At 49.1% G+C, this 26,246-nt stretch carries 24 protein-coding genes, 1 tRNA gene and 2 pseudogenes; 23 read left to right on the forward strand and 4 right to left on the reverse strand.

All coding sequences use genetic code 11. The features are described from left to right. The first annotated feature begins 38 nt into the window (after positions 1 to 38). The 9 genes and pseudogenes from obgE (at position 39) to AURUGA1_RS03670 (ending at position 6,872) form a co-directional block, all read left to right on the forward strand. Positions 39 to 1,560: pseudogene (gene obgE / locus AURUGA1_RS03630) on the forward strand (GTPase ObgE). Continuing rightward, positions 1,550 to 2,332: pseudogene (gene proB / locus AURUGA1_RS03635) on the forward strand (glutamate 5-kinase). Before obgE ends, proB begins: the two co-directional pseudogenes overlap by 11 nt. Before the next feature lie 33 nt (positions 2,333 to 2,365). After that, positions 2,366 to 3,637: a glutamate-5-semialdehyde dehydrogenase gene (locus AURUGA1_RS03640; protein ID WP_114128915.1), complete on the forward strand. Its 1,272-nt coding sequence runs from the start codon at positions 2,366 to 2,368 to the stop codon at positions 3,635 to 3,637. Between the two features lie 32 nt (positions 3,638 to 3,669). Next, complete coding sequence (locus AURUGA1_RS03645; protein ID WP_096381295.1) at positions 3,670 to 3,864, forward strand: hypothetical protein; 195 nt, start codon at positions 3,670 to 3,672, stop codon at positions 3,862 to 3,864. A 10-nt stretch (positions 3,865 to 3,874) separates the two neighbouring features. Then, positions 3,875 to 4,474 (forward strand): nicotinate-nucleotide adenylyltransferase, encoded by a 600-nt coding sequence (nadD, locus tag AURUGA1_RS03650; RefSeq protein ID WP_114128916.1) that lies wholly within the window; start codon positions 3,875 to 3,877, stop codon positions 4,472 to 4,474. Then, positions 4,471 to 5,979 (forward strand): hypothetical protein, encoded by a 1,509-nt coding sequence (locus AURUGA1_RS03655; protein WP_114128917.1) that lies wholly within the window; start codon positions 4,471 to 4,473, stop codon positions 5,977 to 5,979. The genes nadD and AURUGA1_RS03655 overlap by 4 nt, the downstream gene beginning before the upstream one ends. Continuing rightward, complete coding sequence (gene rsfS, locus AURUGA1_RS03660) at positions 5,980 to 6,354, forward strand: ribosome silencing factor (protein WP_114128918.1); 375 nt, start codon at positions 5,980 to 5,982, stop codon at positions 6,352 to 6,354. It abuts the gene before it with no gap. A gap of 42 nt (positions 6,355 to 6,396) precedes the next feature. Beyond that, positions 6,397 to 6,472: transfer RNA gene (locus tag AURUGA1_RS03665), tRNA-Ala, on the forward strand. Positions 6,473 to 6,521: 49 nt separating this feature from the next. Then, the gene (locus AURUGA1_RS03670) at positions 6,522 to 6,872 is read left to right on the forward strand and encodes a zinc ribbon domain-containing protein YjdM (protein WP_114128919.1); all 351 of its coding nucleotides are present in this window, start codon (positions 6,522 to 6,524) and stop codon (positions 6,870 to 6,872) included. On the opposite strand, the gene AURUGA1_RS03675 is transcribed toward AURUGA1_RS03670, so the two are convergent. Both AURUGA1_RS03675 and AURUGA1_RS03680 read right to left on the reverse strand, forming a co-directional pair. Beyond that, positions 6,869 to 8,206 carry a DUF4032 domain-containing protein gene (locus AURUGA1_RS03675; RefSeq protein WP_114128920.1) on the reverse strand — a complete coding sequence of 446 codons (1,338 nt, stop codon included), beginning with the start codon at positions 8,204 to 8,206 and terminating at the stop codon, positions 6,869 to 6,871. The two genes, AURUGA1_RS03670 and AURUGA1_RS03675, sit on opposite strands and share 4 nt — an antisense overlap. Positions 8,207 to 8,296: 90 nt before the next feature. Continuing rightward, complete coding sequence (locus AURUGA1_RS03680) at positions 8,297 to 9,385, reverse strand: ABC transporter ATP-binding protein (protein ID WP_114128921.1); 1,089 nt, start codon at positions 9,383 to 9,385, stop codon at positions 8,297 to 8,299. Between the two features lie 175 nt (positions 9,386 to 9,560). Between AURUGA1_RS03680 and AURUGA1_RS03685 the strand changes: the two genes are divergently transcribed. Genes AURUGA1_RS03685 through AURUGA1_RS03700 form a run of 4 tightly spaced genes read left to right on the forward strand, consistent with a single transcriptional unit; the run spans position 9,561 to position 13,817 of the window. Next, the gene (locus tag AURUGA1_RS03685; protein WP_114128922.1) at positions 9,561 to 10,613 is read left to right on the forward strand and encodes an LLM class flavin-dependent oxidoreductase; all 1,053 of its coding nucleotides are present in this window, start codon (positions 9,561 to 9,563) and stop codon (positions 10,611 to 10,613) included. A gap of 27 nt (positions 10,614 to 10,640) precedes the next feature. After that, positions 10,641 to 12,293 carry an FAD-dependent oxidoreductase gene (locus tag AURUGA1_RS03690; RefSeq protein ID WP_114128923.1) on the forward strand — a complete coding sequence of 551 codons (1,653 nt, stop codon included), beginning with the start codon at positions 10,641 to 10,643 and terminating at the stop codon, positions 12,291 to 12,293. Next, a complete protein-coding gene (locus AURUGA1_RS03695; RefSeq protein WP_114128924.1) occupies positions 12,290 to 12,562 on the forward strand; it encodes a metal-sensitive transcriptional regulator in 273 nt (90 codons plus the stop codon). The genes AURUGA1_RS03690 and AURUGA1_RS03695 overlap by 4 nt, the downstream gene beginning before the upstream one ends. Positions 12,563 to 12,575: 13 nt before the next feature. Then, on the forward strand, positions 12,576 to 13,817 hold the full coding sequence (locus AURUGA1_RS03700; RefSeq protein ID WP_162784051.1) for a glycoside hydrolase family 3 N-terminal domain-containing protein: 1,242 nt from the start codon (positions 12,576 to 12,578) through the stop codon (positions 13,815 to 13,817). Here AURUGA1_RS03700 and AURUGA1_RS03705 read toward each other — a convergent pair whose 3' ends face one another. Further along, the gene (locus tag AURUGA1_RS03705; protein WP_114128926.1) at positions 13,818 to 14,864 is read right to left on the reverse strand and encodes an aromatic acid exporter family protein; all 1,047 of its coding nucleotides are present in this window, start codon (positions 14,862 to 14,864) and stop codon (positions 13,818 to 13,820) included. A 147-nt stretch (positions 14,865 to 15,011) separates the two neighbouring features. Here AURUGA1_RS03705 and AURUGA1_RS03710 point away from each other — a divergent pair, with 147 nt between their 5' ends. The 3 genes from AURUGA1_RS03710 to holA are packed head-to-tail and all read left to right on the forward strand — an operon-like array spanning position 15,012 to position 18,703. Beyond that, complete coding sequence (locus AURUGA1_RS03710; RefSeq protein ID WP_162784052.1) at positions 15,012 to 15,671, forward strand: helix-hairpin-helix domain-containing protein; 660 nt, start codon at positions 15,012 to 15,014, stop codon at positions 15,669 to 15,671. Further along, on the forward strand, positions 15,668 to 17,689 hold the full coding sequence (locus AURUGA1_RS03715) for a ComEC/Rec2 family competence protein (RefSeq protein WP_114128928.1): 2,022 nt from the start codon (positions 15,668 to 15,670) through the stop codon (positions 17,687 to 17,689). The genes AURUGA1_RS03710 and AURUGA1_RS03715 overlap by 4 nt, the downstream gene beginning before the upstream one ends. Positions 17,690 to 17,698: 9 nt before the next feature. After that, entirely contained in the window at positions 17,699 to 18,703 is a 1,005-nt protein-coding gene (gene holA, locus AURUGA1_RS03720; protein ID WP_114128929.1) for a DNA polymerase III subunit delta, read from the forward strand. Positions 18,704 to 18,747: 44 nt separating this feature from the next. On the opposite strand, the gene rpsT is transcribed toward holA, so the two are convergent. Beyond that, complete coding sequence (gene rpsT, locus AURUGA1_RS03725; protein ID WP_096381263.1) at positions 18,748 to 19,008, reverse strand: 30S ribosomal protein S20; 261 nt, start codon at positions 19,006 to 19,008, stop codon at positions 18,748 to 18,750. 175 nt (positions 19,009 to 19,183) lie between these two features. Between rpsT and lepA the strand changes: the two genes are divergently transcribed. The 7 genes from lepA to AURUGA1_RS03760 all read left to right on the forward strand — a co-directional run bounded on the left by lepA (position 19,184) and on the right by AURUGA1_RS03760 (position 26,235). After that, on the forward strand, positions 19,184 to 21,031 hold the full coding sequence (gene lepA / locus AURUGA1_RS03730) for a translation elongation factor 4 (protein WP_114128930.1): 1,848 nt from the start codon (positions 19,184 to 19,186) through the stop codon (positions 21,029 to 21,031). Beyond that, positions 21,028 to 21,690, forward strand: a complete 663-nt coding sequence (locus AURUGA1_RS03735) for a DUF1990 family protein (protein ID WP_114128931.1) — start codon at positions 21,028 to 21,030, stop codon at positions 21,688 to 21,690. Before lepA ends, AURUGA1_RS03735 begins: the two co-directional genes overlap by 4 nt. A gap of 3 nt (positions 21,691 to 21,693) precedes the next feature. After that, positions 21,694 to 22,920 carry a radical SAM family heme chaperone HemW gene (gene hemW, locus AURUGA1_RS03740; RefSeq protein WP_114128932.1) on the forward strand — a complete coding sequence of 409 codons (1,227 nt, stop codon included), beginning with the start codon at positions 21,694 to 21,696 and terminating at the stop codon, positions 22,918 to 22,920. Between the two features lie 66 nt (positions 22,921 to 22,986). Next, positions 22,987 to 24,006 (forward strand): heat-inducible transcriptional repressor HrcA, encoded by a 1,020-nt coding sequence (gene hrcA, locus AURUGA1_RS03745; protein WP_114128933.1) that lies wholly within the window; start codon positions 22,987 to 22,989, stop codon positions 24,004 to 24,006. Positions 24,007 to 24,032: 26 nt separating this feature from the next. Further along, on the forward strand, positions 24,033 to 25,142 hold the full coding sequence (gene dnaJ / locus AURUGA1_RS03750; protein WP_114129711.1) for a molecular chaperone DnaJ: 1,110 nt from the start codon (positions 24,033 to 24,035) through the stop codon (positions 25,140 to 25,142). A gap of 4 nt (positions 25,143 to 25,146) precedes the next feature. Then, positions 25,147 to 25,875 (forward strand): 16S rRNA (uracil(1498)-N(3))-methyltransferase, encoded by a 729-nt coding sequence (locus tag AURUGA1_RS03755; protein ID WP_114128934.1) that lies wholly within the window; start codon positions 25,147 to 25,149, stop codon positions 25,873 to 25,875. Between the two features lie 9 nt (positions 25,876 to 25,884). Continuing rightward, positions 25,885 to 26,235 carry a histidine triad nucleotide-binding protein gene (locus tag AURUGA1_RS03760; protein WP_114128935.1) on the forward strand — a complete coding sequence of 117 codons (351 nt, stop codon included), beginning with the start codon at positions 25,885 to 25,887 and terminating at the stop codon, positions 26,233 to 26,235. Positions 26,236 to 26,246: the final 11 nt, after the last annotated feature.

Raw genomic sequence — 26,246 nt, forward strand, 5'->3', positions numbered from 1 at the left:
TTTCACATATTTTCACTTCAACAGATGAGGAGCAGCTGATGGCAACATTCGTTGACAACGTCACCTTGCACCTCAAAGCTGGTCACGGTGGAAATGGTTGTGGTCTCGGTTAAGCGGGAAAAGTTCAAACCTCTTGCTGGTCCTGACGGCGGAAATGGTGGAGATGGGGGAGATATTGTCCTTTACTCCGATCCTCAGGTAACAACACTGCTGAGCTTCCATCGTTCACCCCACATCAAAAGTCAACACGGTGGCCCGGTATGGGCGACCACCGTCAAGGTTTTAAAGGTGAAGATCTTGTTTTATCTGTTCCTGTAGGAACTGTGGTCAAGGACGCAGAGGGAACTCTCATTACTGATATGAATGTTCCGGGTATGAAAGTGGTGATTGCCCCTGGAGGTCAGGGAGGTCTAGGCAACGCTGCTTTAGCATCAACCAAACGCAAGGCTCCTGGTTTCGCACTGCTCGGAACCATGGGATTTGAAGGCGACATCATCCTTGAACTCAAGACCTTGGCTGATGTTGCTCTCGTGGGGTATCCCTCTGCAGGGAAATCCTCTCTTATTGCTGCTCTATCAGCTGCACGACCCAAGATTGCTGATTATCCTTTCACCACACTGCACCCCAATTTGGGTGTAGTTCAAGCTGGAGACGTCCGCTATACCATCGCTGATGTTCCTGGTCTGATTGAAGGTGCATCAGAGGGTAAAGGTCTTGGATTGGAGTTTCTTCGACACGTCGAGCGGTGTACTGCTCTTCTTCATGTGATCGACTGTGCAACTCTTGAACCAGGTCGGGACCCGCTCACTGACCTTGATGTGATTCTGGCGGAACTTGCCGCTTATCCTGTTCCTGCTGACCAAATTCCATTACTGGAACGACCTCAGTTGATTGCTCTGAATAAGGTTGATGTTCCTGACGCTAAAGATCTTGCTGATTTGGTCAGGCCGTTCCTAGAAGAACGGGGATATCGAGTATTTGAGATTTCTGCGGTTTCGCATGAGGGACTTCGCCAGTTGTCATTCGCTCTTGCCGAGGTAGTTGAAGAAGGACGTAAGCAAGCTGCTGATAATGAGGTTGTTCCTGTGATTATGCTTCGACCTCGTGCAGTAGATGATCAAGGTTTCGACATCCGCGTCGAAGGTGGGTCTAACGGGAATATTTACCGCGTCCTGGGAGCTAAACCTGAGCGCTGGGTCGAACAAACCGACTTCAATAACGAAGAGGCAGTCGGTTACCTAGCAGACCGTTTAGCGAAGCTTGGTGTTGAAGAGATGTTGTTCAAGAAAGGTGCTGTTGCCGGTTCAACAGTCATTATTGGTGAAGGCAACGGATTGGTCTTTGACTGGGAGCCCACAATGACTTCTGCGGCAGAACTCATGACAGGACCTCGTGGAAACAGACGAGAGATTGAACCAAAACAATCGCCGAACCAATAAAGAACGCCGTGATTCTTATTACGACCTGATGGATGCGAAACAAGAAGCCCGTGACGAGCTCGTCCGGGAACGTGATGCAGGTATTTGGCAAGTAGATGAAGAGATCGCAGATGAGAGTTAGTACACGCGAAGACATTGCTCGTGCACATCGTGTAGTGGTCAAGGTCGGTTCATCCTCGATTAGTGGTGCAAATGTACATCAAATCAAGATTGTTGTGGACGCACTGGCAGAAATGCACAGTCGAGGAACCGAGGTTGTTCTTGTTTCCTCAGGTGCGATGGCAACCGGTTTTCCATACATTAATCTGACTTCACGACCTACAGATCTTCCAACTCTGCAGGCTGCAGCTGCTGTTGGTCAAAGCAGGCTTATGGTTCGATACCAAGAGCTTTTGGACAATTTCAACATTGTTGCAGGACAGGTATTGCTCACATCAGGCGATTTCGAAAACGACTCAACACGTTTCCAACGCTGCTTTGGCGATGGAGAAATTGCTCGAACTGCGTGTGCTTCCCATCGTGAATGAGAATGACACTGTTGCCACCCAAGAAATTCGTTTCGGTGACAACGACCACCTTGCATCTCTTGTTGCACAGCTTGTCCAGGCAGATGTGCTTGTTTTGTTATCTGACGTTGATGGCATTTACACCAAACCTCCTCATGAGCCCGGTGCAGAACGTATCGAAATCGTACCTTTTTGGTCATCTTCTTGACCATGTTGTGTTTGGAACTGTTGGCTCCGCTGGCGTTGGTAGTGGGCGCAGGAACGAAGGCTGCTGCTGCACAATTAGCTGCTCAATCTGGAACGTCTGTGCTCATCACGGATGCTGCACTCGTTTCTTCTGCATTGCGTGGAGAGAACGTAGGAACTTGGTTCGAAGCTGCAAGCTGAATTGTTCATTGCTGAGCTCGATAACATGGGGATATGTCCGCTTTGAATACGCATCTCAGTCGTGAACTCCTCATCAAGCTTGAGGCTGCTCAAAAAGCGTCACGCGTCCTAGGAACACTGAGCACTGCGCAGAAGAACACCGCGCTCGAGGCAATCGCAGACGCCATCGATGCTAACCATGGACTTATTCTTGAGGCGAATACCATGGACATGGACAAGGCGGAGGCAAGCGGTATGTCCACAGGCATGCTCGATCGACTTCGTTTCACCCCAGAGCGGTTAACTTCCCTAGCGCAAGCTGTTCGTGACGTCATTTCGCTTCCTGACCCAGTCGGGGTAGTTGTTCGCGGAAATGATATGCCTAACGGTATTCATCTTTCTCAGGTGAGGGTGCCCTTTGGCGTCATTGGTGCAATCTATGAAGCACGACCCAATGTCACGGTCGATATTGCCGCGTTATGCCTCAAAAGTGGCAATGCTGCCGTGTTACGAGGTGGCACTGCGGCAGAAGGAACAAATACAGTTACCGTCGCGCTCATGCAGTCGGCACTGAAGTCTGCTGGGATACCACAAGCATCAATACAAACAATTGACGAGCTCGGTCGTGAGGGTGCGACGCAACTCATGGCTGCCCGCGGTTTCGTGGATGTGCTTATTCCTCGCGGAAGCGCCAACCTCATCAATGCTGTGGTTCAAGAATCCAAGGTTCCTGTAATTGAAACAGGAGCTGGGGTGGTGCATATCTATGTCGAAGAGTCAGCAGATTTCGATCAGGCTGTGGAGATCGTGCATAACGCCAAAGTGCAACGTCCAAGTGTGTGCAACTCTTTGGAAACACTTCTCATCGATGAACATATTGCTCCTGAATTGCTTCCACGCATTGTTTCTCGGCTTGAAGCCGCTGGTGTAACGCTCAAGGGCGATACTTCAGCGCAATCTCTCTGTTCCAGTCTGGGGCCTGCTACTGATGAAGACTTTGCTACTGAACACATGTCCCTCGAGATGTCAGTTAAAGTCGTCACTGGCCTAAGTGAAGCGCTCGAGCACATCAGAAAGTACTCAACCAAACACACAGAGTCCATTCTCACTAACAATATTGCTCAAGCAGAACGATTTTTAGCCGAGGTAGATGCCGCTGTAGTAATGGTGAACGCTTCAACACGATTCACGGACGGCGGAGAATTTGGCTTTGGTGCAGAGGTGGGTATTTCGACTCAGAAACTTCATGCCCGTGGCCCTATGGGTCTTCCCGAACTTACTTCAACAAAGTGGATTGTCCGCGGTTCAGGGCAAATTCGGCACTAGACTTTATTTATCACCACTTATACGGAGAAACGATGAATGCAGTAGAGATTCTTGCCAACACCGAAGGTCACGAAACCTTTCCGCTCGTGCTTCCAGCAATCGCTTTTGGAATCATTGCAGCTGGTTTCTTCACTTTCCTTGGCTTAGTTACCTACAGCTACAAGAACGTGGCAGCGCGTCACCGTCAAAAGTGGTCTGAGGCATCCGATCACGGCGCCCACCACTAAAGAAGTTTTCATGACCGTCCTCGGTCACACCACTCGAATTGGCGTCTTTGGCGGAACGTTTGATCCGCCCCAAAACGGCCATTTAGCCGTTGCCCAGGACGCTCTAGTGCGACTTCAGCTCGATCATGTCCTGTTTGTTCCAGCAGGAGATCCTTGGCAAAAGAATGTCCAGACACCCGCGGCGGAACGTTTTGAGATGGTTGAAATCGCTCTCATTGGGCAGGAACACATGTCCGTCAGTAGAGTCGACATTGAACGTGAAGGTCCGACCTACACCATCGATACCCTTACGGATCTTGCCAAGTTATACCCCGGCGCAGAACTCTTTTTCATCCTCGGGGATGATGCCTTTTCTGGAATTACTTCTTGGAAAAATTACGAACAATTAGCCCAGTTGGCCACAATAGTTGTCGTGTCACGGCACGGAACACCTGTAGAAGTCCCCACAAAGCTTTCACCCAGCGTAAACTTGCTAGAAATGTCAGCTTTACCCATCTCGTCCACGCAATGCCGTGAACGAATCATGGCAGGTCACTCGCTCGAGGGACTTGTTCCAGCAGGGGTAGCTGCTTACATCGAGATGAAGAATTTGTATCGGAGAACAACGTGAGTGGTGACACCCCCGAGATCGTCCTTAACGAATTCGGCGACCTCTCTCGTAAAGCCCGACGAGAACTAGAAGCACGCGGGATTGACCCGGACACTGCTGTTGTTGAATACATCGCCGCAACAGGCCAAATGCCCGTCATTACCCCCGAAGAAGCAGCAGCTGCCAAGGCTCAAGCGCAGGTAGAAGCAGAGATATCACGTGCTGAGGAAGTAGTCTCCACACCTCCGGTTGCACATCCAATTCAAAGTAGGCCTGCTGAACCAATTATTCCTCCCGTTGAAAAAGTTGATGTCCAACCTCAATCTTCGGTTCCGCCCATCTCAGTTCCAGTCACAGCTGCAGAGACCGGTCCCATCGAACCTCTCGTGGTTTCCCCGGCTCTAGATTCTGGTTCCCTCACTGCGGTTGAAGAAACTCTGGCAACCGTTTCAGAACACACTGGTGAAGTTGTTACAGGCTTTGATTCTCTACTCACCACAAACACGGACAATGTTGCATCAGGACCTACAAAGAGTCAACTACGCAAACTAGCTCGGAAAGAAAAGAAAGCCCAATCTGCTGCCGTTAAGGCAGAAAAACTCGCTGCTAAGGAAGCTGCGCAACGTGAAGCGGAAGAAGCTGCAGCTACAACTGCGGCGGCATTAATTGCTTTAGAACAGGAAGAGGCGCGAGTTACTGAAGCACATCTCGCTGCAGACCGAGCAGAAGCAGAGCGTCTCGAAGCTGAGCGTGTCGCAGCAGAGAATGCTGATGCTCAACGTCGTGCTGAAGAGGCTGCCGAGGCTGAGCGCCGTGCTGAACAAGCGCGAACTGATGAAAAGAAACGTGAAGAGCAGACGGAGACGGCGGCCGCTGCTGCAGCTGCAGCAGCAGTTACATTTACTGAACCTGCGGAAACTGCATCACGAGTTGAGAATCTTCCAATCGAAGAACTCGAGGATGAGTCAGTTGATGCCGATGATGATCTGGAATTTGAACTGGAGCCTCAAACAATCTCGGAGGCTACTGCTGCTATTGCCATCGCAGAAGCAGTTGCTGCGGCAGAAGCTGTTGTGGAAGCAGGTGAAGTTAGTGTCGACAATGGCAATCTTGCCAGCGCCGTTCCTGCAACTACTGGTTCTATATCTGTCATTCCCAACACGCTCATCTTGCCCAATCTTCCAGAAACAACTGGAAGTATTGCGCCAATTGTTCCTACAGGTGAAATTGTCATCACCGGATCAATTTTGATTCCCTCTTCTGTGTCTCAAACAGGTGCATTAGAAGCAATTGACACCTCTGAGGTCGACATCATTGCTGAAGAGGATCAACCCGCACCTACGCAAGGAATGGCACCAGTTAGTGCCGCATCTGCTGTCAGCGCCTACAACATCTCCAACACAGTCGTCACAACGCCCCGGGGTATGAACGAACGACTTCCTTTCATCCTCTCTGTAACAGCTGCCGGTTTGGCTGTGGGAGTGGTGGCTTTATTCGTTGCCGGTTATTTCTTAGGACTGTTCTAATTGGCTGCTACTGAAAACGCTCTTCGTCTGCTCGCAATTGCGGCTTCTGCTGCAGATGACAAGGGCGGAGAAGATCTCGTTGCACTAGATATTTCCGAACCTCTACCTTTAGTTGATATTTTCTTACTCGTTACTGGTCGTAACGAACGTAATGTCATCGCAATCTCTAATGAGATTGAAGACAAAATGATTGAAGCAGGCGTCAAAACCATCCGGCGCGAAGGCCGCGCAGAAGGACGTTGGATTCTTTTGGACTTTGGTGATCTTGTGGTTCACGTTTTCCATGAAGAAGAACGTATGTACTACGGGCTCGAGCGTTTGTGGAAAGACTGCCCGACAATTCCGCTCAAATTAGCACGCCCCTCTGAGGTGTAGTAATCTAAACAAGTTGTCACTGAGCAGTAGCTCAGAGACCAAGGGTCTGTGGCGCAGCTGGTAGCGCACCTGCATGGCATGCAGGGGGTCAGGGGTTCGAGTCCCCTCAGATCCACCAGAATCCCCGCCCAGGCGGGGATTTCTTGTTCTAATACTGATGGAGAATCATGTCTGAAGCTTTACCTGCATGCCCTGCATGTTCATCTGAATACACCTATGAAATGGGGGCTTTGTTGGTGTGCCCTGAGTGTGCGCACGAATGGAACCCTGATGAGGATCAAAGTTTAGATACCGCAGTAATCAAAGACGCTGTTGGAAATGTTCTCTCAGATGGCGATACAGTCACTGTGATTAAGGGTTTGAAGGTTAAGGGCTTTCCCCAAGACATCAAGGTAGGAACTAAGGTACGCAATATTCGATTAGTTCCTGACTCTGCGAACGGCCACGACATCGACTGCAAGGTTGATGGTTTTGGCCAAATGCATCTCAAATCCTCCGTAGTAAAGAAAGTTCTCTAAACGAGGTCTCTCCAATCCACTTCTGGCTCATCTGCTCCTCGTGGCGGGGGAGGGCCATCCTCAGCCCCAAAACCGATGCTGTCGGTGTGGATGCCAATTGACGCAGTAAATGCCCCAGTTGGCGGATTAATGACGACTTCCTCATCGCGGCGATACTGCAACACATTATCGATGTAGTCACGGACAGCTTCGTTGAGTGGAACATCTCGTCCTTGTTTTTGGGACATGAACCACCGATGCTCGAGAACCTGATGGAAAACTTCGGCTGGTTCTAGTTTGCTGTCTAAATTTTCTGGTACCGCTCTAATTACAGGTTCGAAAACGCGTGTAAGCCATAAATGTGCCACTACTTCTTCATCAAGATTAAGCAAGCTCACTGTTGCAGCGTACGCGTCTAGATCGTTGAGTAACCTTCGGGCTTGGTTTTCTTCAGTGTCTAATCCCGTCAACCGGAGCAGGCGTCTGGCATGGTGGCCTGAGTCAACAACCTTGGGTTGAATCTTGACGTGTGTGCCATCTTCATCTGTCTTGATAGAAAGCTCTTCAATATCGAACCCGAGCTCATTGAGTCTCTGAACTCGTTTGTTAATTCGCCACAGTTCATTTTGTTTCAATAACTCAGGATCGTTGAGCTCATGCCACAAGGTGTCATAAGAGGCCATGATGGATTCGCTCGTCGCGACAGGATCAATTGACGCATCTAGCTTCCCACCAGCCTGAATGTCCATCAACTCGCCAGCAATATTTACACGAGCAATCTCGAGATCATGTTTTCTTTGCCCCGGGGTGAGGTTGTCATACAAACGACCTGTTTCCGCATCGACTAGATAGGCTGCAAACGATCCAGCATCGCGCCTAAATAGGGTGTTTGACAAGGAAACATCTCCCCAGAAAAACCCAACGTTGTGGAGTCGAACCAAAAGCAGTGCAAGAGAGTCAACGAGACGCTGGGTCGTTTCTGGGCGCAACGTAGTTGAATACAAAGCCCTAAAAGGCATTGAGAATTTGAGATGCCTCGTGACCAATGCGGCGGCTAGCGGATTGCCCTCATCATCTTTACGCCCCTGAACAACAGCAACCGGTTCAACGCAGGGAACATCGATTTTCTGAAGATTCCGTAACATCTCATATTCGCTTTGGGCCATCTCGTCAGTGGTTTCTTTGATGGCAATGACGTAACCGTCAAGTTGAGCAAAGCGCACGATATGCCGAGAAATACCCTTGGGAAGAGCTGTGATCGTGTCATCTGGCCACATCTCTAAAGGAATACTCCACGGCAAGGTGAGCAAACTAGGCTCTACCGTTGACGCCGTGATGTTGAGGGACCCACTCATTGAATGTCCTTGTTGTTACTCAGGTGAAATATTGTTGCCCGCGATCGAAATCCGGATCGCGGGCAACAGTGGATCACAATGTGATGTGTTTTATAGCTTTACAGCACCTGAGAGACGCTCACCAGAAGAAGCGTCAAATACGTGAATGTGCTTCTCTTCGGGCATAACGAAGATTTCATCACCGCGAAGAGGGTGGTCTCGTCCGTCTACACGGACGGTAACCATGAGTTCTTCACCATTGATTGTTGAACGGCCATATAGATATCCATCTGCACCAAGTTCTTCAACAACGTCCACACTGACCTTGAGGCCTTTGTCTTTAGTAACAATAAGGTCTTCTGGGCGAATACCAATGGTGACAGGTCCGGTAGCCTTCTTGGTTACTTCTGAATCTACCTTTGCAGTAGCGTTTCCGAACTCGAGTCCGCCGCTGACGATAGTTGATGGCAGAAGGTTCATTGCAGGGGATCCAATGAAGCCGGCAACGAACTTGTTTGCCGGGCGTTCGTAAAGGTCACGTGGGGTACCAACCTGCTGAAGCACACCGTCTTTGAGAACAGCAATGCGGTCACCCATGGTGAGCGCTTCAATTTGGTCGTGGGTAACGTACACAGTTGTGACGCCCAGGCGGCGCTGCAATGAGGAAATCTGAGTACGAGTTTGTACACGCAGTTTCGCGTCCAAGTTGGACAAAGGCTCGTCCATGAGGAAAACCTGAGGCTTCCGAACGATTGCTCGGCCCATGGCAACACGCTGACGCTGTCCACCGGAGAGTGCCTTGGGCTTGCGGTCGAGGTACTGTTCGAGGTCGAGAAGTTTTGCAGCTTCGAGCACGCGTTCTGCTCGTTCTTCCTTACCAACACCAGCAATCTTGAGTGCGAAACCCATGTTTTCTGCCACTGTCATGTGAGGGTAAAGGGCATAGTTCTGAAAGACCATAGCGATGTCGCGGTCTTTGGGAGGCATATCCGTAACGTCACGATCTCCAATGAGAATGCGACCGCTGTTAACCTCTTCGAGGCCTGCGAGCATTCGCAAAGTTGTCGACTTACCGCAGCCGGAAGGGCCTACGAGAACGAGAAATTCGCCGTCAGCAACCTCGAGGTTGATTTTGTCTACTGCGGGCTTGTTCGTCCCGGGGTAGAGGCGAGTGGCGTTGTCAAATGTAACTGTAGCCATGATGAGTACTGCTCCTTCACCGGCAGGTACGTGCCGGACGATCCGTTGTGAATGGAAAGTGATACCCGTCTTTGGATATCACATTATCTAGTCTGTCATACATACAGGTTGGGGAATAGAACCCGGGTTCTCTGACTTATTACCAGTGGTAGAAGTTTTGAGAATGAGGATTATCGTGGCACAAAACGTGGAATTTGGTTTAGATACTTTTGGTGATGTCACTGTTGATTTACAAGGGAATCCTGTACCACATGATCAAGTTCTTCGAAATGTTGCGGCCGAGGCAGTACTTGCTGATCGCATTGGTTTGAACTTTTTCGGTATAGGGGAGCATCACCGATCTGACTTCGCTGTTTCATCACCTGAAGTTCTGCTCGGGGCAATAGCTGCTCAAACCAAAAACATTCATTTGGGTTCTGCTGTAACAGTGTTGAGTTCAGAGGATCCCATTCGTGTTTTTCAAAAGTTTTCTACATTAGATGCTGTTTCTCACGGCAGAGCCGAAGTCATCGTTGGCCGCGGTTCATTTACTGAGTCTTTCCCGTTATTTGGATACAACCTTCAGGATTACGAAAAGCTCTTTGAAGAGAAGCTCGATCTTTTTGCTCATTTGATCAATGGTGGGCCAGTTTCATGGGAAGGGACAATACGCCCTGCACTAGTCGAGCAAGAAGTTTTTCCACCGACTGCTTCTGGCAAGCTCAAGACCTGGATAGGTGTCGGGGGTAGTCCACAATCTGTTGTTCGTGCGGCCCAATATGGCCTTCCATTGATGCTTGCCATCATTGGGGGAGACCCGCTGCGGTTTAGGCCATATGTTGATCTTTATCACCAAGCATTGTCACAGCTGGAATTGCCCGCTTTGCCAATCGGTCAGCATTCACCTGGATTTATTGCCGCTACTGACGAAGAAGCTAAAAATCTCATGTTCCCTCACTACGCAACAATGCATGAGCGTATTGGGCGTACACGTGGTTGGCCTCCACTGTCTCGAGCTCAGTTCGAACATGAAGCCGGACCTGAAGGCGCACTTTTCGTCGGATCACCCGAAACTGTGGCTAACAAACTTACGCGGAGTATCCATGGATTGGGCATCTCTCGATTTGACCTCAAATACAGTTTGGGAACACTTCCACATGAACATTTGATGGAAAGCATTCGTCTCTATGGCGAGGTGGTTGTTCCACGTGTCAGGGAACAGCTTTATGAGTTAGCGCAAAACATATAAATACCCCCAGGGGTATATGATGAACTTATGTCTAAGGAATTAAAAGTCGTTGTCGTTGGTGGTGTAGCTGGTGGCATGTCAGCAGCAACACGATTGCGTCGATTGGTAGAGTCCGCTGAAATAGTCGTTCTTGAACGCAGTGGATACGTTTCATTCGCTAATTGTGGACTTCCCTATCACCTTAGCGGGACAATCGAGCAACGTTCTTCCTTGATGCTTCAGACTCCCGCTTCATTAGCGGCACGTTTTGCACTAGATGTTCGAGTCAAGTCTGAGGTTGTTGAAATCAACAGAGAAGCAAAGACTGCACTGGTTCGCAATCTTCTTGACAAATCTGAATATGTCGAACACTACGACTATTTGATTCTTTCGCCTGGCGCAGCACCGGTCATGCCAAGCCAGCACGGTGCTGAGCGTGCGATGTCTATGAGAGATATTGAAGACCTTGATCGCGCTATGGCGTGGCTGGAGTCCAAGCCAACAACTGCAGTTATTTTAGGCGGTGGATTTATTGGCATCGAAGTTGCAGAAAATCTCGTAAAGAGGGGCTTGCACGTAACTTTGCTGCAGCGAGGCACCCAGCTCATGAAAAATCTTGACCCTGAAATGGCTGTAATGCTCAGTACCCGAATGCGTGCAGCTGGTGTAAATATACGATTCAACACCACTGCAACTGAGTTCACTAAGAAAACCGTTACCTTATCCAGCGGTGAAGAAATAAGTGCAGATGTGATTTTTTCGGCCATGGGTGTAAGGCCAGAAATTGGACTCGCAGAATTGGCTGGTCTTCGTATAGGAGAAAACAGTGGCATTTGGGTCGATGCTGAGCAACGCACTTCCGACCATTCAATTTTTGCTGTGGGTGATGCTGCCGAGAAAACGGATGCCATCACTGGAGAGTCGCGACTAGCCACCCTTGCAGGACTTGCGAACAGACACGGACATTCTGTCGCAAATGCAATCGCTCATGCCCCTGTCGCGCCTGCCACTCCAGCTTTAGCTACTTCAATAGTTACTTTTGAAGGACTTGCTGCAGCTTCTGTGGGATGGACTGAAGCTGGTCTCAGAGCCAATGGTCGTGATATCAGAGTGATTCATGCTCATCCAGCAAATCACGCTGCATATTACCCTGGAGCAGAAACAATGAGACTTAAGTTAATTGTTGATGCACAAAACGATCAAATTCTTGGCGCTCAAGGTGTTGGTGGCGCCGGTGTCGATAAAAGAATTGATGTAATTGCCACAGCAATGTTTGCAGGTATTTCAGCAAGTCAACTTGCTCAACTTGAACTTGCCTACGATCCACAACACGGATCTGCAAAAGACCCTATCAATATGCTGGGTTACATCAATAGAAATATTGCCGAGGGATATACCAAGACAATTGAATGGCATGAACTCGAGACTTACCAGAATCAGGGTTGGGAGATTTTGGACGTCAGAACGAGAGGTGAGCACCAATTCAGTTCAATTCCTGGCAGTATAAATATCCCGCTGGATACTCTTCGTGAGAATCTCAAGCTTATAGATGGCAAAAAGCTCGTTGTTCATTGCCAAGTCGGTCAACGTGGCCACACAGCTACTCGAATTTTGGCTCAGGAAGGTTTCGACGTGGTAAATCTAGATGGTGGATTTCTGACTTGGAAAGCTGGCATGGCATCGATGGGAGAGTCGAATTGACAAATTCAGATGAAAAAGAAATCCGTGCAATCGCAAACAGGTTAAAGCGTGCTCAGGGACAACTTGCCTCAGTTATTGCATCAGTCGAATCGGGTGGTGACTGTCGCGCGGTTGTTACCCAGCTTTCGGCTGTTTCCGGAGCTATAGACAAAGCGGGCTTCGCCATCATCGCCAAGGCGATGCAGGACTGCATCACAAATAGTGACAAATTAGAAAAAGATGCTCCAACAGTCGCTGAATTAGAAAAGCTCTTTCTTTCACTCTCCTAGCTAAACTCGCAGGGTGGGAACACTCAAACAAGTACGCCGTCGGTGGACGATTCTTTGCGTATTTGTTGTGGCTGTCATCCTTGTGTGGATCAATGTGACGTGGCCCCAGCCAAAAGCTGTCGAAGCTGACCTGTCTACGTTTTATCGAGTCACCCCTGTAGCGGTCGCACCTCTGTGGGGCAAACAACCTGTTGAATTTTATGTTCACGAAACCATGGCAGAAATGTCTCTTGAGCAAAAAATCAGATCTCTGCTCATCATTAACCAGCCAGGAATGGACGTGGCTTCTCTGCAGGGATTTGTGGATTCTCAACAATTAGGTGGTTTCATTCTCATGGGAAGCAACATCCCATCTACACCTGAGGAACTTTCGGGCATCACAGCAGCGTTAAGAGGTAATCCAGAACTCCCACGTCTCATCGGTATTGATGAAGAAGGAGGAGAGGTCAAGCGACTTCCCTATGACTCTTTTGCAGGAGCGGATGTCCTTCGCAATGAACCAATTGAGGCAACAGCTCAGGCATTTACCTCTCGAGCCCAGCTGTTGAAGTCGGTTGGTATCAATCTCAACTTTGGCGTTGTTGCTGATGTTTCTGGTGACACTGCTTCTTTCATTTATGGACGATCATTTGGCTCTGATGGCATGAGCGCTGGTATTCGTGTAGAAGCTGCAGTTACTGCCGAGAATCCTTATTTACTCAGTACTCTCAAACATTTTCCCGGTCATGGGAGTGCGCCAGGAGACTCACACGTTGGCATTCCAACGTCTCCGCTTGACTATGAGTACTGGAAACAAAGCGAGGGAATTCCCTTTGCCATGGGGATTGTTGCCGGAAACCCTCTTGTGATGTTTGGGCATTTATCCTTCCCAGCTATTGATCCGGTGCCGTCATCGCTGTCACAACGTTGGCATCAGATTCTGCGGGAAGAGATGGGGTTCGACGGTGTCATCATCACTGATGATATGACCATGTTGGAAAGCTCGGGTATTCCAGAATATTCAGACCCTGCTTCAAACGCAGTTGAAGCGTTGCGTGCAGGAAACGATCTGCTGTTGTATGTTCCGAGTGTCAATTTTGACGTTGGAGCAATTGTTTCTGCTGTAACCAATGCTGTAACTGCGGGAACAGTATCAGCCGAACTACTTGATGAATCTGTAGCTCGTGTTCTTACTCTCCGCAGAGAGCTCTACTCTGAAGCGAAAACGTGGATTCCGCCCTGTGATGAGCGATGTCTCATCTGGGTGACCTATTAGTTAGTCGGAAACCCCGGTTATCTCCTCGCGGATACGACGAAGGTTTTCCATCAGGAAACCAATAAGTATCCAGTTAGCACCAGACGGCGGAGTGAGTCTGATCGGTTCGGTTAAGGCAGGTAATTCATTGGTTGCTGGGTGTGATTGGTTATATGCAGGAAGACCAGCATCACGAACCAGCATGCGTAGATCATGTGCGGAACGCATAAATTCTTCCGCAATCTGAGCAATACCAGGCTCGGCTATCACCGATTCGTCATAGTTATCGCGAACTCCACGAGCGACACCGATAGTTCTGGTCACGAGAACGGCTAATTGAGAAAGTAATTGTTGCTCTGCATCAAGTTCTTTCTCGTGTTTTCCTTTGATGACGTTAAAACGAAGGCTTTCTTGAGCAGTTTGAATTGTTGTCTGAGCAACGTTGAGTTGATTCCGAAGCTCCCGTGCTCGAATGTTGATGTTGGAGAGCACTTCGTAGCTTGTGGAGCGTCGCAGAACGCTTCCAATATCTTCGAGGACCTCTGCAATATTTGCACCAAGTTCAGAAACTGCTTTTTGGGATGGTTCTAGGGCAACTGGGGGAACAATAACCGCATTCACAATGAATGCGATTGTTGCACCAATGATAGTTTCAATGATCCGGCCGAGTGCATATTCCGGTGTTGCAGAACCGATAGCGATGACCAGCATGGCGCTAATGGCAATTTGATTCGACGTTCCCGGAGTGAATTTGAATAACCATCCAGCGATGAATGCGGCAATAACCGCGACAAGAACAAGCCAGCTGTGAGATCCAAAAATCAAGCTTGCGCCTAACGCCACTGCAACCCCGAGAACTACCCCGGTGCTTCGTTCAATTGCTTTCCCCAAAGATTGATTGATGCTTGGTTGCACAACGATAATCGCTGCAATAGCAGCGAAGATGGGTTGCTCATCGGGATATACAAGTAACGCGACAAACCACGCGAGAAGAGTGGCAATAATCGTTTTGGCAAGTTGTAAAAAAGGTATGCGTTTCTTCGTTTGGACGTTGGAGACAATACTCACCTTCTCACCGTATGGGTTAAGCCGCTTTCGGCTTCAGTGCCACGCGTAGACACACTGCTAGACATGCACACTCAGGTTTCTGGCAATTCATCCACAGTGTGCGAGAAGTGTTCTCTCCTACTATGCGATTTTTTTTATGTTGTGTGGATGAAAATTCTGGAAATGCTGTTTAGGAAAACCTTCGGATTGGAGAGAAATGACCAAATCTCGCTCCAACAGCCCGCCGTCTTCAGACGGAGGATAACTATAGCTGCTGCTTTTATTGCTGGGTTAGCGGTCGTTCTTGTTGCCGTGGGCTGGTCATTCATGGGCTCAGTTACCAGCAGTAACTCGGTACCTGTAGAGCTCAGATCAACTACACAAGATTTACCCACAATCTCCCCGCAGGACATTGGGGTTCTGGTCCATGTTGTCGGTGGAGTACATCACCCAGGAATTTACCAAATTTCCCCAGGCTCACGAGTTATCGATGCAGTCATGGCCGCTGGTGGACTAGCTCCTGGTGCCAGTGATTGTGGAATAAATCTTGCACGTCAGGTATCTGATGGAGAGCAGATTGTAATCAGCGTAGACACCGCCTGTAGTGCCGAAAATGGTCAAGCAAACGCTGGCGGAGCTTTGCTTTCCCTGAATAACGCAACTGCTGAAGAACTTGATGGATTACCGGGTATTGGTCTAACTTTGGCTCAACGGATCCTTGAGTGGCGCGAGGCCAACGGTAGTTTTGTTGACATACATCAGCTCAATGACGTACCCGGAATTGGGGACAAGTTGTATGAGTCTTTGCATGAGCTTGTCAGCTTGTGAATCATAGTTCACGAACCGTAGACCTCCGTCTGGCTATTCCTGTTCTTGCGAGCTGGATTCTGCTATCGACGGCGTTACTACTTGGTCAAATATTTGGCAACACTTTGTTGTGGGCATTGATCGGTTGCTGTGTTGGTTTGAGTGCTGCGATTTTTGGATCCCGGCTGCATTCGCTTCTATTCCTGAGCGGATGGATTACCACGGGATTGTTCTTGATTTACCTTATTCGTCTTCCAACACATCGAGACTTGCAGCCGTGGGAAACGATCGTTACTCAACAACAGGCGTCACCTGAGTGGGCGGTCTATCTCAGGCAAAGTTTTCTTCAAGTGACTTCCGAACTTCCGGGCCCTGGCGGGGAACTGTTGCCTGGTTTAGCAATTGGAGATACTTCACGCTTAACTGAGTCACTTGATCACGCCATGAAAACAGTTTCTTTGACCCACATCACTGCTGTTTCAGGTGCGAACTGTGCAATAGTTACGGCCGGTGTCATGATGTTCGCTGCCCTATGTGGAGCTGGACGAAAACTTCGATTGATTGCTGGAATTACCGCACTAGTTTCGTTTGTGATTATTGTGACTGCTCAACCAAGCGTGGTTAGAGCTGCGGTGATGGCAACTATTGTGATGATCGCTTTGTTCTTAGGTCGCCCCGCTGCCGGCATCCCTCTACTTTCTGCTGCGGTTGTGGGTTTGCTGATGTGGAATCCTTGGTGGGCGATCGAATTGGGCTTTGTACTTTCTGTGTCTGCCACTGCCGGATTGTTACTTTTTTCACTTCCGCTATCCCACAGGCTTGCGCAATGGATGCCCTATTGGTGTGCGTTAGCAATTGCTGTTCCACTTTCTGCACAGTTGCTTTGCCAGCCCTTTATCATCCTGCTTTCACCACAGATGCCTACCTATGGTGTTCTTGCAAATATTGTTGCTGGTCCAGCAGCATCATTGGCCACCGTATTTGGTCTTCTTACGTGTGTTGTTGCCCTGCCAGCACCTTGGCTTGGTCAGGTAATGATGTGGATCGGCTGGCTGCCTGCACAGTGGATTGGTTCTACTGCGATGTCTGTTTCCAAATTCCCTTTTGCGTCTCTTGGATGGGTTCCAGGGGTAGCGGGTGCATTCTTGGCGGCATTTGTCAGTACGTGCGTACTTTTTTCTTTACTCGCTCGGTCGCCGCGTGTGAGGGCGATTTTCGCAACACTGCTTACCGTTTCTCTGTTGTTCTGGTTACTTATTTTGTTTGTCATCAACTTTCGAAGCGTTTCTAGTATCCCTACAGGATGGAGCATCGCAGTTTGTGATGTGGGGCAAGGAGACGCAATTGTCCTTGCTTCAGAAGGGTCATACGCCCTCATCGATACCGGACGAGAACCGGAGTTAGTAGATCATTGTCTGATGAGATTAGGGATTTCTCGACTTGATCTCCTTGTTCTCACACATTTCGATAAAGACCATGTGGGTGGTCTACAAGCCGTTATTGGGAAAGTCGACAAAGCCGTTGTGGGACAACCCGAAAATATAGAAGATGAATCCCTATTGTTAGATCTCTCACGCTCAGGAGCACAACTTTCTCGCGGAATCAGCGGATTGTCGGGAAATCTTGGTGCTGCAAAGTGGCAGATCTTGTGGCCAGATGGACTTCATCCAGCAATGAGTGTGGGGAACCCGGGATCTGTGACACTGTTGGTGAACTTTCCGGAATTTCAGAGCCTTTTTTTGGGTGATTTAGGAAAAGAATCACAATTGGCATTGATGAAAACTGTTTCACTTCCTCACATCGATGTTGTGAAAGTAGCTCATCATGGATCAGCAGATCAAAGCATGACTTTGTATCAACGCATCCAGCCTGCAGTGGGCTTGTTTTCTGTTGGGAAAGGCAATGAGTATGGTCACCCAAGAAAAGAAATCTTGAATGAACTCAATAGCCTTAACACACTTACCCCGCGTACCGATGAAGATGGAATGATTCTTGTCATACCGAATCAGACAGGGATCTCTGTCTGGACTGAGCATTAAGCTTGCATCATGGCAGCTAAGGCAAAGATTTCAATTCCACAGTTCACGTGGTTAACTGCCGAACCCGCACCCCTTGTACTCGTCACGGGAGCCGAAAGTTTTTTAGCAGATCGTGCTACACAGCGCATACGCGATTCACTTCGTGCAGCAGATGCTTCCCTGGAAGTCAGCGATATTGATGCAAGTTCTTATACCCCTGGCCAACTCCTCACCCTTGCCAGTCCTTCTTTGTTCGGGGAGCCCCGATTAATTCGAGTCAGTGACGTTGAAAAATGTAACGACGAATTTCTCATTGAAATGCTCGACTATGTCGCATCTCCAGATCCAGACACGACTGTAGTTCTTCGTCATAACGGGGGAGTACGCGGGAAAAAACTTCTCGATACTCTCCGAGCTGGCACTGAAAGAGCCGTAGAGGTCGTATGTGCTGAGCTCAAAAGCGATACCGATAAATATGACTTTGCAGCCCAAGAATTTCGACAGGCAGGTCGAAATATTTCACCAAGTGCGTTGCGTTCACTCGTCCAAGCCTTTTCAGGTTCAGGTTCCGAGCTTGCAAATGCCTGTCAACAACTTATCGCCGATGCTGAAGGTGAAATAACTGACCGTACCGTCGAAGATTATTACGGTGGGCGAGTTGAAGCTACGGCATTCAAAGTCGTTGATAATGCTGTTGCAGGTCGGCTTGGAGACTCTCTTGTTATTCTTCGCCATGCCTTACAAACAGGAGCTGACCCTGTGCCTATTGTTGCGACGTTTGCGGCAAAACTTCGTTTGATGGCCAAGCTCTTTGGAGAGCGCAGAAGCGCAGGGGAGCTAGCCGGAGCACTGGGAGTGGCACCCTGGCAGATAGATCGAGCACGCAGGGATCTTCAAGGATGGACAGAAACCGGTTTAGGTAATGCCATAGAGGTCATTGCAGAAACAGATGCCAATGTTAAAGGAGCCTCGCGCGACCCTCTCTATTCACTTGAACGCATGGTTAATGTTGTTGCATGTTACGGGAGACGTTAACAAAATAAGGCCCCCAATGAGGGGGCCTTATTTGAGTGGGATGCTTAGAGAGCAGCAACCTGCTTAGCAATTGATGACTTGCGGTTTGCGGCGTTGTTCTTGTGAAGAACACCCTTGCTCACTGCCTTGTCAAGCTTTTTGCTCGCGTTTTTCAGTGCTGCTTCAGCTGCTGCCTTGTCGCCAGCGCTGATAGCGGTCTTTGTTGCGCGAACGGCGGTCTTCACTTCGGACTTCACAGCTTTGTTGCGCTCGTGAGCCTTCTCGTTGGTGCCAATTCGCTTGATTTGCGACTTAATGTTTGCCACGTTTACCGTGTCTTTCACTCGTTATTCGTACGTTTGGATTGTGTCGCACCAGAGGTAGAGGGCTCACGGCGACGAATCGTGCAGGTGGGACTACACGTAAGCCAATAGACAACACTACCAGTAATAGTTGTCGTTGCTAAAACTGTGCCTGAGTTCGTGGGAGACTAGAGGTTCTATGTCTCCTCGTTCCTCTAAACCATTGCAGCCTGCGTCAACTGACCCTGCGAAGATTCGCAATTTTTGCATCATCGCTCATATTGACCACGGTAAGTCGACTCTTGCCGATCGCATGCTTCAAATTACTGGCATTGTTGATGACCGTTCTATGCGGGCTCAGTATTTGGACCGGATGGATATTGAACGTGAACGTGGCATCACCATTAAGAGTCAGGCAGTGCGCATGCCGTGGGATGTTGACGGCCAAACGTATGCCTTGAATATGATTGACACTCCTGGTCACGTTGACTTCACGTACGAGGTTTCACGTTCACTTGCTGCGTGTGAAGGAGCGATCCTTCTGGTTGATGCTGCCCAGGGTATTGAGGCTCAGACTCTGGCGAACTTGTATCTGGCAATGGAAAATGACCTCACAATCATTCCTGTGCTCAACAAGATAGATTTGCCTGCTGCAGACCCAGAAAAATATGCCAAAGAGCTTTCAGATTTGATCGGTGGCAAGCCCGAGGATGTTCTTCGCGTATCTGGTAAAACAGGAATGGGCGTTCCTGAGTTGCTAGATCTTGTGGTCGAGAAGATTCCTGCTCCCGTCGGTCAGGCAGATGCTCCTGCTCGAGCAATGATTTTTGACTCGGTGTACGACGCCTATCGAGGAGTAATTACCTACGTGCGCGTCATTGACGGCATGCTTAAACCCCGTCAGCGAATCCAAATGATGAGTACCAAAGCTTCACATGAGCTGATCGAGATTGGTGTTAGCTCACCAGAGCCCATTCCTTCTGAGGGATTGGGGGTCGGTGAAGTTGGATATCTCATCACTGGTGTGAAAGATGTCCGCCAGTCCAAAGTTGGTGACACTGTCACTGATTTCGTCAAACCAGCTACTGAGCCTCTCCCGGGATATACCGACCCGAAAGCAATGGTGTTCTCAGGTCTATACCCCATTGATGGCTCGGACTATCCCGTCCTTCGTGAAGCTCTCGACAAGCTCAAACTCTCCGATGCTTCCTTGAATTATGAACCAGAAACCTCAGTTGCCCTCGGGTTTGGTTTTCGATGCGGTTTCTTAGGTCTATTGCACCTAGAAATAATTACCGAACGTCTCGAACGTGAATTTGGTCTTGACCTCATCGCCACAGCGCCTTCTGTTCCCTATGAGGTCACAACTGAAGATAAAAAGACAGTCACTGTGACAAACCCCAGTGAATACCCTTCAGGAAAGATCATCAAAGTATCCGAACCCCTGGTTCGTGCTGGAATTCTCACACCTAAGGACTACGTCGGAACAATCATGGAATTGTGCCAAAGCCGTCGTGGAAATCTTTTGGGCATGGAGTACTTCGGTGAAGATCGCGTCGAAATGAAATACGAAATCCCTCTTGGAGAAATCGTCTTTGACTTCTTTGATCACCTCAAGAGCAGGACACAAGGTTACGCATCCTTGGATTATGAAGAAGCCGGTGAACAAGATTCTGATCTTGTGAAAGTAGACATTCTGTTGCAGGGTGAACAGGTCGATGCGTTCAGCGCGATTGTCCACAAGGATAAGGCTTATGCCTATGGCCTAATGATGACAGAGCGTCTCAAAAAACTCATTCCGCGCCAACAGTTCGAGGTACCCATTCAGGCTGCTATCGGGGCACGTATCATTGCTCGAGAAACGATTTCTGCAATCCGTAAGGACGTCCTTGCCAAATGCTACGGCGGTGACATTACACGCAAGCGCAAACTCCTCGAAAAGCAAAAAGAGGGTAAAAAGCGTATGAAAATGGTCGGCCGTGTCGAAGTTCCACAAGAAGCCTTTATTGCGGCATTGCAAGGTGATGATGAGGTGAAAAAGAAGTGACCGAATCAGCACGCAGAAGTAATTACTCCGCCGATCGCTCAGTAAGTTACGGAAGCGTCGGGGCAACTCAAGCAGCCGATGTTTTGGTTTTCCCACCCCACGGATTCTCCTCATCGCAGTCAGAGTTTCGCCTCGGCAGCGGCCAAGAACGTTTTGACGCGGCTTCTGCCGCGCTCATGACATGGGGGGTGCCACGAGGTTCACGGCTCGAGGTCGTGAAGATTGACCAAGCAGATGCTGAAGGTTATGCAGGCTTGTTATTCAATGAATTCGGTGCGCCAATTGCACCAACTTCTGACGTTTTAGATCAGCTCTATTCCTCAGATGGCACCCCGTTCCTTTCTGCGGGTACCACGATTGAACTCGCTGGTGTGTGGGCACCTTCGAAAATTTCTTCCTCATATCGAGTTATTTATGTCGTCCGCGAAGACCGTCGTATGGGTTACGCACTCGGAACTCTCGATTCTGCGCCAGTCATTGGCGAAGAATACTTTGGTGTGGAGTGGCGCGATGACGACTCAGTGTGGGCTGTAGTTCGCTCAGTCACCTCAATTGCTGAAGGTAGAAAGTACGCTTGGAGTGCCCCGGTCATTCGTGCGCGCCAGTGGTTGCTTCGTCGTCATTACGTTCGGTCTTTACTTCCTGCCCGTTCGGTGTAAACAATGGCTAGCCAATTGCCAGATGGTCTGGCAATGCCGCTGAACGGGGCATTGCCGAGCACTGTGAGCGTTGGCTCCCTACATAAAACGATGAGTGCCTATGTGCACATTCCTTTTTGCCGGGTTCGTTGTGGCTATTGCGATTTCAACACCTACACAGCCACTGAGCTCAGAGGCGCATCACAAGCCACTTATGTCGATGAATTGAAGAAAGAGATAGAACTTTCGATTGAGGTTCTTCACTGTGCAGATGTTTCAATACGACCTCTACACACAGTGTTTTTCGGTGGTGGTACTCCGACGTTACTTCCCGTTTCTGATCTTGCCCATGCAGTACAAGCACTACGTGACAGCCATGGAATAGAAACAGGAGCAGAAGTCACAGTTGAAGCCAATCCAGATACCCTCACTGAAGAATATGTCGAAGGTTTAGTTCAGGCAGGTTTCACACGTGTGAGTGTAGGAATGCAATCTGCAGTTCCCCATGTACTTTCAGCATTGGATAGGACACACAATCCTGCTGCCGTAGACCGCGCAGTAACAATAATTCAGTCTGCTGGGCTAGAAGCCAGTATTGATTTGATCTATGGAGCTCCGGGAGAGAGCCTGTCTGATTGGCGCAGGTCTCTAGAAAAAGCAATTTCTTTGAATACAGGGCATATTTCCGCCTATGCACTCATCGTTGAAGACGGTACTGCTTTGGCGCGCAAAATTAGTTCAGGAGTTATGGATGCTCCTGATGATGATTTACAGGCTGAAATGTATGAACTAGCTGACGAACTATTGAGCAAAGCGGGATTTCAATGGTACGAAATTAGCAATTGGGCAAAGTCACAACAGCAACAGTCTCAACACAATCTTGCCTATTGGACTAACCAAAATTGGTGGGGCTATGGTCCTGGTGCACACTCCGCAATAGGTGGCACACGTTTCTGGAATGTCAAACACCCAGCTGCCTATGCAGGACGCCTGGCCGAAAATCAAAGCCCAGCCTTGTCTTATGAGACACCTAACCAGGAAGCAGCCATGTTGGAACACGTGTTACTGGGGTCACGATTAGCAGCAGGTATACCTGCTCAAGGGCACGACCCTCAAGCCATTTCTTCACTGATAGCTCGTGGTCTCATTGACGGCAAGCATGCTACTGGTGGACGAATCGTGTTAACACTTTCTGGTCGTCTTCGTGCTGATGAAGTTGTTCGAGTATTACTCTTTCGTTCTCAGGATTGACTGCTAAATATCCGGTATCATTAGCACTCAGATGCATCGAGTGCTAGTGATGTAAAGGAGGATTCGATGGTTTCACAACGTGGGCTTGAAGTTCTTCGCGTCATCGTTCAGGATTATGTTTCTTCACGTGAGCCCGTCGGTTCAAAAGCTATTGTTGACCGCCATCAATTTGGCGTATCCGCGGCGACAATTCGCAACGATATGGCACTGCTCGAGGAAGAAGAGCTCATTGTTGCCCCTCATACATCCAGCGGTCGAGTTCCCACAGACAAGGGATATCGTCTTTTCGTTGACCACTTAGCCGAAGTCAAGCACATCACGCCGACACAAAAGCAAGCCATAGATCAATTTCTAGATGATTCTGCAGATTTTGATGAACTTCTTGGACGAACTGTTCGTTTGCTTTCTCAATTAACTAACCAGGTCGCTATCGTCCAATACCCCACATTAGGTTCGACACGAATTCGTCACATCGAACTCGTTTCTCTCGGCAATAATCGAGCTTTATGCGTTGTGATTAGCGACAACGGTCAGGTCGAACAGAAATTGATTGATCTTGAAGTTGAGCTCAACGAAACCGACCTTGCCCAGTTATGTTCTGGAATTAATGAGCAAGTGGCAGGGAAACTTCACAGTGAGCTTTCTGAATCCATAACTTCGCTCACGTCTCGGGTGCATAACGCCCTGATTCCAGCAGTAACTCACATAGCCTCAGCACTGAGCGACAGCATTCAAGCTAACCGGCAAAACAAGTTAGTGATGGCGGGCACAGCTAACCTAGTCCGAACAGGCGAAGATTTCTCCGACAGTATCTACCCAGTTCTCGAAGCCATTGAAGAACAAGTAGTTCTGTTGAAACTACTGACCGAAATGAAGGCGGATGCCGACGAAGTGGCAGTGAGTATCGGTCGAGAGCACAGTAATTCAGGCTTAGAACAAGCGAGCCTGCTTTCCACTGGATACAGCTCGGCTGGTGAAAAAGCCACCCTGGGGCTTGTCGGACCAACCCGAATGGACTATTCCTCCAACATCGCATCAATCCGTGCTGTTGCCCGATATCTCACTCGTGTGCTTGATGCACGCTAAACCCTCATTCAAAGGAGATGGCCTTCGTGGCTGATCATTACGACGTTTTAGGTATCTCACGTGATGCCAGTGCTGAAGACATCAAAAAGGCATATCGCAGACTTGCACGTGAACTTCACCCTGATGTGAATCCAGACGAGGCAGCACAGGAAAAATTCAAACTCGTCACCCACGCCTATGAAGTTCTCAGTGACCCCGTGCAACGTCAACAATATGATTTAGGTCCACAAGCCGGCTTTGGCGGGAACTTCGGCGGGCAAGGTTTTAGTGACTTTGGAGACATCTTCAACACCTTCTTCGGTGGAGGCCAGCAACGCGGTCCACGTTCACGAATGGAACGCGGTCAAGATGCTTTGCTACGCGTAGAGGTTGACCTTGCCGACGTCATTTTTGGCGTTCACAAAGATATTGAAATTGATACCGCAGTGGTGTGCGAAACCTGTAATGGAAACTGCTGTCAACCAGGGACATCGCCAATAACATGTGACATTTGTGGCGGTTCAGGCTCTATTCAACGTGCAGTTCGCTCCCTACTGGGAAACGTCATGACTTCCAACCCTTGTGGAAGCTGCAGAGGTTATGGAACCACCATTCCCGCACCCTGCACAACATGCCAAGGGCAAGGCCGTGTCAGGGCGTCAAAAAGAATACCGGTGGACATTCCTGCCGGTGTCGATACAGGTGTTCGACTTCACATGGCTCAAGCAGGAGAAGCTGGTCAAGCAGGCGGCGTCCCCGGCGACCTCTATTTTGAAATCAAAGTCAATCACCACGATGTGTTCAGTCGTGACAACGATGACTTGCTGTGCACTCTAGAAGTTCAGATGACCGATGCCATCCTAGGAACCACAGTTACGGTTCCAGGGCTTGATGGTGAGGTCACGCTAGAGATTAAGCCCGGAACGCAAGGCTCAGAAGTTCTGACTGTAAAAGATCGAGGCATAACACGCCTACGCGGAAATGGCCGCGGTGATCTTAAAGTGGGAATCCATGTGATTACTCCCACCAAGTTGAGTTCTAAGGAAAAAGAACTCATTTCAACATTCGCTCAGGGACGAAAGCAATCCACTCCAGCACTGACACATTTCCAACAGGGAATGTTCTCAAAGTTGCGCGATCGATTCTTCAACGCATAAAGCAATGGCACACTTTTACATTCTGGAAAGCCTTGAATCCTCTTCTGTCGGATCAGAAGTAGTTTTAGATGGCTCGGAGGGAAAACACGCTGCCACTGTCTCCCGAGTGAGACCAGGGGAGAAGTTCACTGTAGGCAATGGGCGCGGTCTCGTTCTTAAAGTCGAAGCTGAATCAGTATCCAAAGACTGTGTCCAACTTCGTGTACTTCATGCAGAAAACGAGAAACGTCTTCATCCAGAATTTATCCTTGTTCAAGCACTGGCCAAAACAGACCGAGATGAACGAGCAATTGAAGCGGCAACAGAGCTGGGTGTTGACACCGTCATCCCGTGGTCTGCCTCACGAAGCATCTCCAAATGGGACGGGCCCAAGGTTGGAAAAGGTATTGCGAGGTGGTCAGCAATTGTTCGTGAAGCAAGCAAACAATCCATTCGCGCCTTTATTCCACAGGTTCACCCTCCAGCCAGTACGTCCGAACTTGTCCAGTTGTTATCAGGTGCTGACCTGGTCGTGTTAGATCCGACAGGAGATGTTCCGTTGAGTTCTTTCAATCCCACATCGCATCAAATAGCGATCATTGTTGGGCCAGAGGGCGGCATCACAGATTCTGAATTAGATATGTTCCGAAATGCAGGTGCCACCATCGCCACGATGGGAAACAATATTCTTCGAACCTCGACTGCAGGACCTGCAGCATTGGCCATCATGAATGCCAAACTAGGGCGCTGTTAAGCTAGAACTATGTCCGAGCCGACTTCTTCGATTTTTACAAAAATAATTAATCGCGAAATACCAGCAGAAATTCTCTTTGAGAATGATCGTCTTATCGCCATCAGAGACATTGCTCCACAAGCTCCTATGCATTTACTCGTGATTCCTAAGTCTGAAAACTTCCTAAATGTCACAGAATTAGCTGCAGGTGATCCACAACTGCTGGCAGAAATGGTCTCTACCGCACATAATCTGGCAACCTTGCACTCTAACGGTGAGTATCGCTTGGTCTTCAACACAGGTGAGAGCGCAGGCCAGACAGTATTTCACGTTCATGCCCATGTACTCTCAGGCGGTCTTCAGGAGCACACACTTGCCTGAATTTGCCGCAC

It is taken from the genome of Aurantimicrobium sp. MWH-Uga1, from assembly GCF_003325955.1.
GTDB lineage: Bacteria > Actinomycetota > Actinomycetes > Actinomycetales > Microbacteriaceae > Aurantimicrobium.